Source organism: Paenibacillus sp. MB22_1 (assembly GCF_047200555.1).
GTDB classification, from domain to species: Bacteria; Bacillota; Bacilli; order Paenibacillales; family Paenibacillaceae; genus Fontibacillus; species Fontibacillus phoenicis.
This window is the reverse complement of sequence record NZ_JBLADV010000001.1, coordinates 261,120-273,966: the sequence shown is the minus strand read 5'-3', so window position 1 is coordinate 273,966 and position 12,847 is coordinate 261,120. Positions and strand designations below refer to the sequence as shown.

14 protein-coding genes and 1 pseudogene are annotated in these 12,847 nt (G+C 50.1%); 3 read left to right on the top strand and 12 right to left on the bottom strand.

All coding sequences use genetic code 11. From position 1 onward, the window contains the following. Positions 1 to 32: 32 nt before the first annotated feature. From ACL02P_RS01260 to ACL02P_RS01220, 9 genes and pseudogenes are all read right to left on the bottom strand, one after another. Positions 33 to 188: a hypothetical protein gene (locus ACL02P_RS01260; protein ID WP_157462203.1), complete on the bottom strand. Its 156-nt coding sequence runs from the start codon at positions 186 to 188 to the stop codon at positions 33 to 35. 729 nt (positions 189 to 917) lie between these two features. Next, on the bottom strand, positions 918 to 1,184 hold the full coding sequence (locus tag ACL02P_RS01255; RefSeq protein WP_023554895.1) for a type II toxin-antitoxin system RelE family toxin: 267 nt from the start codon (positions 1,182 to 1,184) through the stop codon (positions 918 to 920). Continuing rightward, positions 1,168 to 1,404: a hypothetical protein gene (locus tag ACL02P_RS01250; RefSeq protein WP_023554896.1), complete on the bottom strand. Its 237-nt coding sequence runs from the start codon at positions 1,402 to 1,404 to the stop codon at positions 1,168 to 1,170. The genes ACL02P_RS01255 and ACL02P_RS01250 overlap by 17 nt, the downstream gene beginning before the upstream one ends. Before the next feature lie 346 nt (positions 1,405 to 1,750). After that, a complete protein-coding gene (locus ACL02P_RS01245; protein WP_083351195.1) occupies positions 1,751 to 3,025 on the bottom strand; it encodes a Wadjet anti-phage system protein JetD domain-containing protein in 1,275 nt (424 codons plus the stop codon). Between the two features lie 24 nt (positions 3,026 to 3,049). Further along, on the bottom strand, positions 3,050 to 6,505 hold the full coding sequence (locus ACL02P_RS01240; protein WP_127608671.1) for an ATP-binding protein: 3,456 nt from the start codon (positions 6,503 to 6,505) through the stop codon (positions 3,050 to 3,052). Continuing rightward, positions 6,474 to 7,082: a DUF4194 domain-containing protein gene (locus tag ACL02P_RS01235; protein WP_023554899.1), complete on the bottom strand. Its 609-nt coding sequence runs from the start codon at positions 7,080 to 7,082 to the stop codon at positions 6,474 to 6,476. Before ACL02P_RS01235 ends, ACL02P_RS01240 begins: the two co-directional genes overlap by 32 nt. Positions 7,083 to 7,088: 6 nt before the next feature. Continuing rightward, the gene (locus tag ACL02P_RS01230; protein WP_023554900.1) at positions 7,089 to 8,507 is read right to left on the bottom strand and encodes a Wadjet anti-phage system protein JetA family protein; all 1,419 of its coding nucleotides are present in this window, start codon (positions 8,505 to 8,507) and stop codon (positions 7,089 to 7,091) included. A 301-nt stretch (positions 8,508 to 8,808) separates the two neighbouring features. Beyond that, positions 8,809 to 9,006: pseudogene (locus ACL02P_RS01225) on the bottom strand (RNA polymerase subunit sigma-70); the annotation flags it as partial. A 189-nt stretch (positions 9,007 to 9,195) separates the two neighbouring features. After that, positions 9,196 to 9,279 carry a hypothetical protein gene (locus ACL02P_RS01220; RefSeq protein ID WP_412837297.1) on the bottom strand — a complete coding sequence of 28 codons (84 nt, stop codon included), beginning with the start codon at positions 9,277 to 9,279 and terminating at the stop codon, positions 9,196 to 9,198. 67 nt (positions 9,280 to 9,346) lie between these two features. On the opposite strand from ACL02P_RS01220, the gene ACL02P_RS01215 reads away from it, so the two are divergent. The 3 genes from ACL02P_RS01215 (at position 9,347) to ACL02P_RS01205 (ending at position 10,968) form a co-directional block, all read left to right on the top strand. Further along, complete coding sequence (locus ACL02P_RS01215) at positions 9,347 to 9,775, top strand: response regulator transcription factor (RefSeq protein WP_412836653.1); 429 nt, start codon at positions 9,347 to 9,349, stop codon at positions 9,773 to 9,775. Positions 9,776 to 9,923: 148 nt separating this feature from the next. Continuing rightward, a complete protein-coding gene (locus ACL02P_RS01210) occupies positions 9,924 to 10,598 on the top strand; it encodes an SOS response-associated peptidase (RefSeq protein WP_412836652.1) in 675 nt (224 codons plus the stop codon). Between the two features lie 196 nt (positions 10,599 to 10,794). Then, entirely contained in the window at positions 10,795 to 10,968 is a 174-nt protein-coding gene (locus ACL02P_RS01205; protein WP_323077281.1) for a hypothetical protein, read from the top strand. Between the two features lie 101 nt (positions 10,969 to 11,069). On the opposite strand, the gene ACL02P_RS01200 is transcribed toward ACL02P_RS01205, so the two are convergent. From ACL02P_RS01200 to ACL02P_RS01190, 3 genes are all read right to left on the bottom strand, one after another. Beyond that, positions 11,070 to 11,252 carry a DUF488 family protein gene (locus ACL02P_RS01200; RefSeq protein WP_323077282.1) on the bottom strand — a complete coding sequence of 61 codons (183 nt, stop codon included), beginning with the start codon at positions 11,250 to 11,252 and terminating at the stop codon, positions 11,070 to 11,072. Between the two features lie 49 nt (positions 11,253 to 11,301). Beyond that, positions 11,302 to 11,775 (bottom strand): PfkB family carbohydrate kinase, encoded by a 474-nt coding sequence (locus tag ACL02P_RS01195; protein WP_412836651.1) that lies wholly within the window; start codon positions 11,773 to 11,775, stop codon positions 11,302 to 11,304. Positions 11,776 to 12,106: 331 nt separating this feature from the next. Next, a complete protein-coding gene (locus ACL02P_RS01190; protein ID WP_028540032.1) occupies positions 12,107 to 12,814 on the bottom strand; it encodes a PIG-L deacetylase family protein in 708 nt (235 codons plus the stop codon). Positions 12,815 to 12,847 lie beyond the last annotated feature (33 nt).

The following is a 12,847-nucleotide window of genomic DNA, read 5'->3' as shown; positions in this document are numbered from 1 at the left end:
GGTTGGAATTACAATGGGTAGGCTATTTAGATTCATTCCCATTCTTCTTCGCGCATCCTTTTGATTTCATCAGTCAAATGCGCAGCTTGTTCCGGAGTTAAAACTCCAGCCGATTCAAGGATATCGTCAATGCTGCATTCATCCTCAGACATTTGTCGGTCCAACTTATTTGGCAGGGGCATAGCCAACTGTTCTCCTCCCAATTATAAATCTGAGCAATCATTTTCATTTCTCTCCGGGAAACAAAACAGGAACATTCTAAACTTCATTCTCCTGCTGTTCAAAAGAAATCCTAGACCTCTTCACAATGATACGCGACAGTCCCGCATAGGTCTGTCTTCCTCAGTATAAGCTTTGCCTATAATGGGATTGGTGAGTATAGCTTCTGTTTCAAGAATGAATAATTATATGAAATCATACGTTTTCTCGGGAGAAAATCACTCGCTGCGAAACTGGGAGAGCTTACTGCCGGAGACCATAAAACTACGCGGTTCATGATCGAAAGTCCTCGGGAGATAAGGATTTCAGTAACTCCGATGTGCTCAAGGCTTTGCCAAGCTTGAATGGACCGCTGCTCTTCCTCTTGCAAGACGAGAGTGAACTTTCCCTTTCCTGGAATATGAAAGTGGTACACGGAGTTGTCGCGGCTCATATTCGATATGTTCTCCATCAACTCTTCCGGTGAATTGACCTTTTCCATTCGATGTCACCCCATGTCATAAGCTTTTCCGCTCTTTTATCACCAGTATAACATAAACCGCCCCGAATCCTGTAGAAGCAGAAAACCGGTCCCCACGGACCGGCATATCGCCCATGTAGCTCGTCCACCCTTACTTCGCAAACCGCGCCGTTAGCTGAAATTGCTGAAGATCTGAAGAAAAGTAAAAAGGCCTACCCTGTAAGAATAGACCTAGAAGTTAAGATTTATATACATCACCACGAGAGCCAATTTTAATTACTTGGATAAGTAACTTATCATTCTCAACTGAATAAATAATTCGATAAGAACCCACTCGTAATCGATATTCGTCCATTGTTCCTTGCATCCTTTTGATATCGAGCTCTGGATGATAAGGGTCTTCACAGAGAATTTGTAGATGTTGAGTAATTCGAATACGATTCGTCCTATCTAATTTTTGTAAATACTTAAGAGCATCTTTATAGAACTCAATTGAGTAAGTCATCGATAACATCCTTAAGTTTAATACTCTCGCCACGTCTAAAGGATTCTTTAGCTTTTTTAATTGCTTCAATATCATCTTGAGTAGTTGGCTCATCATCCCAAGGGATATGACGATACTCTTTATTTGTGACTAATTTTTCCAAGAAATCAGCAGCGATTGGAAGGGCTTCTTCAGGTAATTGTTGAATTAATTTGTTCAAATGATCTTTTGAAACTGCCATTCGATCAACCCCTATCTAGAAAAGCTAAATTAATTTTATTATAACACGTACTTAATGAAATTTCATAAAGATCGTACGGGCTATTTCAAGGTAGTCAGCAACATCAGCTAACACCGTATTCACGCTTCGGGCCATACGGCCCTTGGTCTGCCCGAGGCATTTCGGGGGAGAAGATTCATGCAGACAACCCTGCGAACCTAACCGCGTCGCGGCCGGCAGCTACGCTGCCTTAAGGTTCTCGGATTCGTGAATACAAGAACGTTACCTGAACCCCTCGTCAAAGATGAGTGGTCTGGTTTTCCTCCATAACAAAAAGTCAGAAAGTTAATGTCCATTGTTTTCTTCTTTAATCCAATTCCACAATACTTTCCTGTTCCAAGCGTATCCTTCGATCAAGCATCGTTTGCAGCACCTGCCTCCAATGGGTCAGTCGGGTATCCTTTAGAGCCTCCTCAAGCTTTCCGGCATATTCATCGCTGATTGACGCCGCTGAGGACTCGTAACGAAGAAGCGTCTCCGCATCCATTAGCATGGGCCTCAGATTAGAAAAGAATTTCTTCCGCAGGTATTCAAAAATCCGGATTCCTCCCAGATCAATATCACCCCAATGATACACTTCAATGTTCTTTTCCGATGCCGAGGCCAAATGCTCTGCCAGTCTACACAAAAAGGATTGCAATGACCGATGGGGAAATCCCCCGGTATATAGAACAAGCTCTGTGTCGCGGAGCTCGGAAGCGTGTTCGAGCCACAGATGATAAGTCGCCAAGTTTTCAATTGTTACTATCCGAGTGGCAACTGTTTGCACTTGATACATTTCTTCCACCGTTTTATCCGATAAGCCAACCCCACCGGCAAACACTCCAATATCAACCTTACGACTGTCGGTAGTACGGAATGAAAGAGGCCCGCTTACCAGCACAATTTGTGGATTTTTGGCCACCCCGAGGAAATCAAGCCATTCTTCCTCGGTTTCACGCTCCTCTCCTGATGCCTGCTTGGCGAGCGAAAGCAACCTTCGTTGAACGTTTCTTTCCATGTGCTTGGAGTCCTTGAACAGCCTCTGGCTAAGTAATCTTATTGGAACGGCTCGCTCGAGCCTAGGAAGCTCCAGCAATACACAAACAAGATCCTTATACCCCTCTGGATCGTCCACCTCCAGGTGGGCAGTTTTACCTTCGGCTAGCGATACATCGGCTTGTTCAGACCACACCCTGACCCATTCCCAAGGATGGCGGGATAAGGGAGTAAGGATGTGCCGCAAGCGTTCCAGCTTGTCCCGCTTCGGCATCCGCCCCGCAACGCGATAAGCCGTCTTCAACTCACTCCATCGCAGATAGATTCTTTCCAACTGCTCGCCGGTGCGAAACCGGGCCCAATTGAGTTCAACAAGTCCGAGCCGCTCCAACTCGGAAGCTGCTTCGTTGATCCAAATTCGTTTACGGAAATCCATTTCGTCTGTATAATCTTGCCAGAATGGACTTTTGTTAAGAGATAGCTGCGGCCTTTGCTTGGAAGGCTGCCCGGTTACAAAAGACTGGCTTAACTCGTATTTGTCCAACAGGAGGTTTAGCAGCTGGGAGACAAATTTGGATTTATATGGCGTTTCATGAATCTCCAAGCAGATCACCCCTTACCATAAAATCTAGAATAAAAAGCCTTGACCGTTTCCTTCATCCGCATCATCGGCTGAGGGGGATTTCCCGTTGTCAACGTTCGATAAATTCGATGCGGCAGCCGCCTCAGCCTCATATTCCGCTATTTCCACGGCTCCCGCTCTCGCCATCTCGTCTTCCGCCCCGTTGTCCCATTTGTCAATCATGTCTACATAACACTGGTAGTTATGCTTGCTGACGAACAGCGTGGTGGACACCTCAGGAGCCATATGCTGCATCTTCTCATCGGGAACGGCGGCAATCAGCTGCAGACCCATTTGCTTAATCAACCGCAGACTGGATTGAATCCGCTGCTCGTCCATTTTATTGAACGCTTCATCGAAAATGACAAGCCGCGTGCTTTTTCCGGAATATAAGTGGTGGAAGGAAGCCAATATCGCAATATAGAACGGTGTCTGCGTCTCGCCTCCCGATTTCTCCTTCAGCACTTGCGAGAAGCGGTATTTGCCGTTGCCGGATGTTACGATAATATCGAAATCCAAGTATTGCCGATAGTCCGAGAACTCCTCCAATTGTCCGGCCTCACCTTTGACCAGAAGATCGAACAACTCATGCAGAACCTCGGTACGATCATTGTCCGGTAATTCGAACAATGAACCCTTTTCCAAAAGCATGGGATCCATCACGGCATCATAGAAGCGCTTGTAACGTTCACTAGGGGAAACCTCAAAATGATACTTGTCGTCGGAAAAAGGAAAATGCCTCAGCGCATAGTTCAGCTCGTGAAACTCCCTACGGGCCATCTCGATCGCTTCCCTTAACCGAAAAATAAAGTGGGACTTGAACTCCTCTTCCGATTCTTTCAAAGCCGCCGCAACTTTATCCTGATATTCCGGAATATTCAGGTGTTCGATCGTTTCAAGCAGCCGATCGTAATCCTCGTTCGTGACCTTCTGGATGTCGGCGATAAAATTTTGATCGATATTATATTTTTGCCGCATTAATTGCAGCTTGTTGAACTGGCTGTCGCGCAGTGTCTGCTGACCCTTCCAGCTGCCTTCCCAATTTTGGATTTTCTGCCAAGTGGAGGCGGACGAATTGCATGCTTCTTCGTATCTTTGCATCGCTCCCGCTTCCCGCTCGCTGCCGTGCTCATTGATCCAATTCCGCCATGCGGCTTCGTACTCTTGCACCTTAATCCGAAGCAAGTGCAGCTTTCCTTCCGCTTCGGACTTTTTCGATTCGGTTTCCGTTTGCTTTTGGAGTAAGGATCCCCATTTTTGTTGCCACTTCTGTTCATCCTTCTTCCACTGCTCATACTCCGCCTGCAGCCGCTCCGCTTCGCTGAAATCGAGACCATTCAGTTCCTCTGTCTTCTGCAATAGCATTTCCGAGCATTCGTGGATATGCCGCATCAGGCCAAGATGGTCGGCAAGCTTGGTACAGCCCGTTTCCTTCAATTTGCCGATCCATTCGGAAAGGTGTTCACCCCAAGCATACAGCATGCGCCGTTCGTCCTGGGCAGACACCAGCTCGGAGCGGCGGATTTCCAACTGGCGGGCGATCGCTTTGGCGCCTATGAACGGAACCTCGTATTGCTCCTTGCGCATCTGCCGGGCTACCAGGTTGTTGTAAACCATGCATGATTGGGTCACCGCTGTACGATGGTGTCGCAGTTCCTGCTCGTTTGCAGCCTTCATCACCTTGCCCAGCAAATGCTCGACGTGCGCCTGGATTACGGGATGCTCCGCCTGCAGCTCGAGTGCCAGGGAACCGGTTACGGCCGTTCCCAAATACCGCTTCTCCTTCTCCGTATCGACGAGACCGACGCCTTCCAGCCGATAGGTTCGCTTCTCTCTTTCATAAATAGACAATGCCTCTGCGAAACATTCCGGTTCAACCAACAGATCGAAGCGCTGGGTGTTCAAATACCCTTCCACCGCATTACGCCAAAGCTCTTCCTTGAGCTCCATGTGCTCGCAAAACACCCAAACCGCCGAGCGGCCCCGCAGCCGTTCCTCCAAGATGCCCTTCAACTGGCGCACCGGTTCGGCATAGCTGCGCTTCTGCTGCTCCAGATCACGAATGATCGTTCTTAACTCTTCGATTCGAGCGTCCGTTTCACCCAGCTTTTCCTGCAACTGGTTATGTTGAACGAGCATCCTGTCACGCCACGCCGTTAGACCTTCTCCAATCTCAGCCAGATCCCGTGTCCACTCTTCTTCCTCATGGACTTCAATGATTCCGCAACGTGCCACAGCGTCAAGACGCGCCAGGCTCTCCTGATAACTGCGAAGCGTCTCCCTCTCTCCAGGCTTCCATGTCCAGTACGGATTGTCCGGCCAATCGTACAAGTTCGCCAATAGCTGAAGCTCCCGTTCAATTTGTCTCCGATACGTGAGCAAGAGCCTCTCTCCCTCGCTCTGTTGAGCGGTGAGCCGGGCAATGTCCTCGTGCAGCTCTTTCTTGCGCTTCTCCGCAGCATGGTTCTGCCAGCGCTGGTAAGCATCCTGCTGCTTGTCCCGGGCTTCCGCCTGCAACCGGGCGGCAAGGTCAATATCATCCGCAAGCTGTCGCAGCTCTTCTTCCAGCCGGACATTGTCCCGTTCGGTCTGCTCCAGATTCTCACTCTCGTAATCCGCTTTCAAGCGCCGGATCACATAATCCTGCTCAATGGCAGTCTCCTTGTATTTGGCATACTGGGCATAACACTCACGTATGGATTGCAGGTGCAGCTTCTTCTCCTGAAGATGCTCCAGCTCCTGGCGATACCGTTCGTGGATCTCGAAATTTTGCCGCATCAAATCCAACTGCAGCTCTTTTCGGTCGAGTATATAATCGTAGACAAAAGCACGGATATTCTGGATCGGCTTGAACGAGAGCGCTTTGGTGAATATTGTGAAAAACCGATCATGAAGCTGTCCCATCCGGGCGAGTAAGGCTTTCTGATAGTTGGTCTTGTTCCTTTCAAACAAAGCCTTTTTTCCGGAGAGCCCGCTGACCCTGACGCTTTCCCCACCGTAGCGCTTGCGGAATTCGTCTCGATTGAGCAGCTGGCCGTTGGATTTGACAAACTGCAAATCATCCAACCGCCGATCTGACAAAATGAAATACTCTTCTTCCCCGGTCGTGCTTCCCCGGTATACATCAATCGCTACCCCGACAACGAACCATTCCTTACGGTCCTCGTCCCGGAATTCAGCTGCAATATAAGTCGTAAAATCGCCGTCCCTCAAAAAGGAGCGCTCGTCGCTGCCGATTTTTCCCCTAAGATAATTGATAAAGCTGCGTTTGGCGTCATCGTGTGCAGCCGCATTGAACTTGATCATTCGATGATCAGCAACGAAAAGCACCTGCAGCGCGTCAATAATCGTCGATTTTCCCGCGGCGTTCTGTCCAGTGATCAACGTCTGTTTTCCGAATTCCAGCTCCTCGTCCTTGAAATAATGCCAGTTAATCAGACGCAGCCGCTTCATCCATTTCATCCAGCAATCCTCCCTCCGCGTTCGTCAGGTACAATTCTAGCTTATCAAGCAACGACTGCATCTCATCCGTCTGAATCATATAGATCCAAGTATGGAACAGCTTGAACCGGGCATCATCGGAACGAATGTCGGAATCCAGCGGTTCAATCAATTGGGCCTGAACGCACAATCTAACCAGCCTGTCCAATGCGGTACGGTTTACCCATTCCAGCCGGAACGTCTCGTACTTGCTGCGAATTTCATAAAGGGTAATCATAGGATAATCCGCCAGCGATAGGCCTTGCCTCTTCTCCTCATATAGTAAGCGCAGCACCAGCAGCCATAGTGTCTGTTCCCGGTCAAGCCTACGGCGAAGACGGCCATCGGGAATATGCAGATAGACGCATTCATGCCGCTCGTCCACGACAAGTTCCCAACCAAGGAATCGATAATAGCCCTCCAACGCGGTACGGTAGCGACGAATTGTCGCATACAACTCCCGGTCCTTGTCTTTGATCAGAAGGTTAACCTCCATGAGTCGCTGGATTACTTCTTTGACCTTCGATTGTTCAGAGTCGCTCAAATCTTGAAACATCATGAATCGTTATCCTCCCCGCTCTTTACGGACAATGTCGTGATTATGGAATCGATATCTTCCGACACTAACCGTCTGCCGCTTGCCTTGCCGGTCCAAGCTGAAACGCGAGCCACCATCCGAGCCATACAAATAAACATACCCCAGCATAAGAAATTCCTCGGCACTACTTGGAGCGAGCTCGATCAGTTCCATGCGCTTTCGGTCACCAAGCCGGGTCATGACGTAATCATCCACTTTTTTACGGGTAATGGCCTTGCGCATTTTCTCTACGTTCCTCTGTCGCAGCTCCTCCATCACGTGTGCCGGAATCGGAACCGTAACATGGGTCTCCGGCTGATGAGCCATCCTTCGGCGGCGCGGCGGCAGGAGTGACTGCTCTGACCATCCGCGAACCTGATTAATCGCGAACAGCGAGTATTCCGCATCCTGCTTTTGCTGGCCGAGCAGCTCCAGCAGACGTGTCAACCGGCGGTCCAATCCTTCATGCTGCTGACTCAAATATCTGGCCCGGTCGTAGGAAGAACGAAGATACTGGTTATGCCGCACATCAATCTGATAGAAAATCTCTTCCAGCCCGACAAAGGTTTCTTCAATGAAGAATAAAGCTTCCTTGACGGCATATTCCGCTTGTTCAACCGTTTCATACAGCTCGCTCTTGACGCCGTCCATTGCAGCTTCCTGCAGCAAACCCCGATCTAGGAGCCACTTCTGAACCGTATGAAGGATTTGAAAACGATAGCGCGCCACATGATCCGACGTTTTGAGCCGGTGATAGCTTTTATCTACAATTTGCGATTTATAGGTTTCAAAATGATGGTCCAGCACTTCGCGAATCGAAGTTTTTTGAACAACTGTCTCCATGTGATGCTTCATATTATTGTATAACCCAATCAATTCATGGCGAAATTGCCTTGTTACCTGTGCCGCCTCCATTACGGCGAAACAAGGGCGCATTTTGGCCTCCTCGCCGGTAAGAAGCTGATAAGTTACAAAAGCAAACCGTTGATATTCGACCGTCCGTGCTTCGCATAATTCCTGAAACACCGCAATCAGCCGGCTGGCATAATGGGGAAGTACAATATAAGCTTCGAACTGGCTGCGGGTTTCCACATCAATCCACTTCGCCCGTTCCAGCCGTCGCAGCAATGCATTGGCCTGAGCTCTGGAGACATCCTCTAACGTAAGCTGATCCTCTCTTCCAGCTCCAACCGGCTCATCCTCATCGGCAGAAATGACCATACCCGTTTCTTGTTGAGTCTCCAGCAGCTCCTGCAGCAGATCCCGCATGACTTCATAGCGAATGCCGAACCGCTCCCTTTGCGAATGCTCGTATAAAAGCAGCAGTGCTTCCGCATATATCTTCCGATTGGAACCCGTCAGAAGATGAAATAATCCTTCCGGTACTACATCAAACAAGTTCATCATACCGCGCGCATACCCTTTCGGAGAAAAATGTCGATACTTTATTATACTAGATTTGGAAGATATGAAGTATGGTAGAATACGGCTATTCCCTTCAATCTTAATGGCAAGCTCCATTGGTATACGGAATACTTGCCGTACAAGGCTCTCAAGTATCGGTATTAACTCCAGAAGAAGCAGAAAACCGGCCCCCTCGGACCGGCTGATTCAGGCTCCATATAGCTCGGCCCACCTCACCGCACAAACCGCCCGCTGCACACAAAACGCGCTGCTTCCTGACGTCGGTTCGTGTTCACAACGTGTTGACGATATGCGCCACCAGCCGCAGGTTATGCTCAATCAGGATATTGCGAGACTCCGCATCCCCTTCCGCCATACGCTGCAGATGCTTCGTTTCCTCTTCCTCGGTCAGGGGCTGCGGAAACGCATTATTTTTGACATACGATACGAGCAACGTCAGCTGTTTAATGAATAAAGCAATTGCGGTAAACAATCCCGGCAAAGATGACACCTCCCGCAGATTCACATCACGATGAATACAACCTCGCTTCATTTTGGGTCAATTCATTGTATGTGGGCGGAGGCCCATCCGTGCCTGTACGGAGGAAAAGAAATCCCTCTGAAGATGAAAAACACCAGTTGCGCTGTACCAGGACCAGCCTTAGAAAAGAGTGGTTTCTATTACACGCTGTCAATTATCGGTGGAAAATATAAAATGACCATCATGTAGCTTATCTCCCCCGTTCCTGCCATATGCCCAGCCTTGTGTCAGCACTTCATCAAGCCAAGTTTTGAGAATGGACGGACTTCATGTTCTCCAGGAGCTACGGGAAAACGACATCATGAACCCCATCATTTTGCTCACGGCGAGAGGAGAAACCGAGGACAAAATTCATGGTCTCGATTGCGGAGCCGATGATTATTTGTCCAAGCCGTTCCAAACGTATGAACTGCTAGCCTGTTTGCGAGCGCTTGGCCGCCGAGGAACGATATTGCATAAGGATGGACTTTTGACATGCGGCGACTTAAGCCTTGATCCGCTCGCTCATACGCTCCGATGCGGTTCTGGCGAAGTCCAACTTCCTCCTAAGGAATCACAGATGTTGGAGCTGCTCATGTGCAGGAAGAACCTGGTCACATCGAAAGACATGCTGATCGAAAACTTGCTCCGGAGTCAATATTCCTGCCAATTCGAGTATGTCATCGATGGAGTAATCATCCTCGACTTCAATCGTTTGGTTGTCCAAATTGATTTGCGAGGCAGCCTTTAAATCTGTCCAATTTATCCGCATTCGTTGTCATAAGATCACCTGATTCTATTTTTCATCAAAACTTGTTCAGATCAAATTCAATAAATATGCATTATTTTCCTCCATTAGCAAACACTACATCACAACTCGGTAAAGGAGGCAGAAGTTTATGTGTCAACGGTTTTCCATGGCGGCCGAGCTGCCGGAGGTTCAGGAGCATTTTCAGATCGGACGAGTCATGTGTTATTATAAAAACCGCTTTAACATCAGCCCCACACAACCCACGCCGGTAGTGCTTCAGCAGGACGGGGAGCGGGTACTCGACGAGTTCCGCTGGGGGCTCGTTCCTTATTGGGGAAAAGATGCGGTGAATGCCGATCTGCAAAACGTCCACCAAAATCCGACGTACCGTCGGCTCATCAGCACACAGCGTTGCGTGATCCCCTGCAATGGCTTTTATTATTGGAAGAAGGACGGCAAGAAGGAATACCCCGTGCGCGTAGTGCTGAAAAACCGCGGCATCTTTGGCGTCGCCGGCCTGTACGAAATTTGGCGGGATACGCGCGGCGAACCGCTCCGCACCTGTACCCTCGTCATGACGGAGGCTAATCCATTGATCGGGGAGTTCGAGAGCCGGATGCCGGCGATTTTGTCCCCTGGGGACATGACCCGGTGGCTTGATGAAGAAATTAATGATCTCGACGCGCTGGACCCGATCCTGCGACCGCATGCAGCGGAGGAGATGCAGGCCTACCCTGTAACGCCGCTGATCGACAACAACCGGTATGATTCCGATGAATGCATCCGGGAGATGGATTTAGAGTTAGCTTGGGTGAAGCGTTAAGCGGATGGAGTCGACCTAGAAAAACGCAAAAATAGCTCTTGGACGATCGCGTCCAAGAGCTTTGGCTTAATGATACCTGCCGTAGTATCGCTCGCTTTTGGGGTTGTCAATCCTTCTCCATCCTTCGTAAGTGGCAGTGTGACCGGAATCACCTTGATAAGAAATATAGGGATTTGGAGGAGCGGGGGCCGACTTCGTGGTGAACCTGCCGGATCGTTTCCTAGAGGAATCGATCAACTACTGCGGTTCACGCTCCGGTGCAGAGGGCAGCAAATTCGCCGCCGCTGGCCTGACCCATATTTTTGGCCGAATCGTCAGCCGTTCCATGGCGGAAGGACTATTTGAGTGCGGAGGGACGCTTGCTAATTGACAAGCTGAATCCGGTGATCTATGCCGGGGACTGACCACAATTCTTCATGCGAAAAAAGCTGCTTCTTCACTTCTATAGCGAGGGAGCAGCTTTTTCTATATTCACTCTATGAGCCAACGCCGCAGCACGTTCGCGTGATTATACACCGGGTCCTTGGCGGCATACAGCAAGGTGACCGGGCGTTCGCGCGCGATTTCGCGGATGCGGTCCGCCAGCACGGCGCATTCCGGGCTGCTGTTCAATTCCCGCAGATAGCTGGCGCTAAAATCCGCATACCGCTCCATCCGGTGTGCGAATTCTTTGCGCAGCTCCGGACTCGGGGCAATAGTTCCTTCAGCCGCCGCATCGCCAGGCGGAGGAAGTCACTGTTCGTGTCCGACGTGTCCGCCCCCATCCCGGCGTACCGCCCCAGCTCCGTGCGATTCGGCGTATGTAGTCGATGCAGCCATAAAGCTCCTGCGGAAGTTCCCGAGCCGGGGCGGGGTTCAAAATCACCTTCTTGCCCAGCGATTTAGCGATCCGCGCTGCGTAGAACACCGTTTCCACCGGGATTTCCAGCTGGAGCAGCACGATATCGGCCTCCTTCAGCTTGTCCAGGTGCTGATCGATATCCGCCGGAGTCACCTGGTCATTGGCCCCGGGAACAACCAGGATACTGTTGTCACCATCAGCGACGTAAATCGAAGCAACGCCCGTTGCCGTATCGGCCAGCCGCTTGACGCCGCTGACATCAATGCCTTCCTTGCGCAGGGCGGCCAGCAAATCGTCACCAAAGGCATCCGCCCTTATCTTAGTTTCTGCCCTCAAATCCGGAACAGCCGATGCCTCTCTCCATTTGATCCGTTGTCCGGGTCCTTTTCCACCATTATCCCCTTCAGTCAGGGGTTCCTGCAACCTTATGATCTAAATCTGCGTTTTTGCATCATTATGTATCTGAATCAGGTTGATGTTGATACCACTCATTCGATCGAATCGATGAACTAAAGAACAGCCTAAACGAAGCATCCCCTTACCCCTAACCCAGGTATTCTGAACAAACGGGATAATGGTTGAAAAGAGGGCGCCAGCGATCAACAGGTATACTAAAATGCACAGCAAACAAACAACCGGGACCCTAAGGCCCCGGTCGGCATGTAGACTATAAAAACTGCACCCGCTTATTTAAAGCACCGCGCGGAACCATAAACGCCTGGGCCCGCTTAAACCCGACCGGCGCCCCGCGCACGATGGTCAGCGCTTTGTAGTATTCGATGAAGGGGAAGCCGGACGTTTCACCGCGCGCATAGGCGTACACGTTCATCGCTTTTACCCAGGTTTCATAGGCTTCTTCCGGGATATCCACGAACACCTCTGGCTGGAAGTCATACGGGTCCTCCCAGTTGTCGGTATAATAGAGCGGGCCGGAGTAGTGATTCGGCAGCGCCCGCTCTATCGTTTTCAGCGCCGCATAGAACCGGGCATCCTCAACGATGTAGTGCGTGTTCGCATGATCCTTATGCATCGAGCCTTTCCAGTGCGTGATGAGCAGCGTGGGCTTCACTTCGCGAATCACGTCTGCAACCTGGTATTTAACCTCTTCGTCGACCGGCAGCTCCGCATCCTTATAGGCGAGAAACCGTACGTCCGCCCCAACGATCTCGGCGAATCTGTGCGCCTCTTCGATTTTTTGCTTCGCATAATCGTCCGGGGACAGCTTGGGATGCCCCTTCTCTCCTGGCGTCAAGTGCAGGAAAGTCGCTTTATGTCCCGCCTGTACGTATTTTGCGATAACGGCCCCCGCTGTTAAATCCATATCTCCGGCATGCCCGCCGATGGCCAATATATGTTGTGGTTTATCCATTTCCATGATCCGGAATCTCCCTTCAAGTTGTAGTATTGT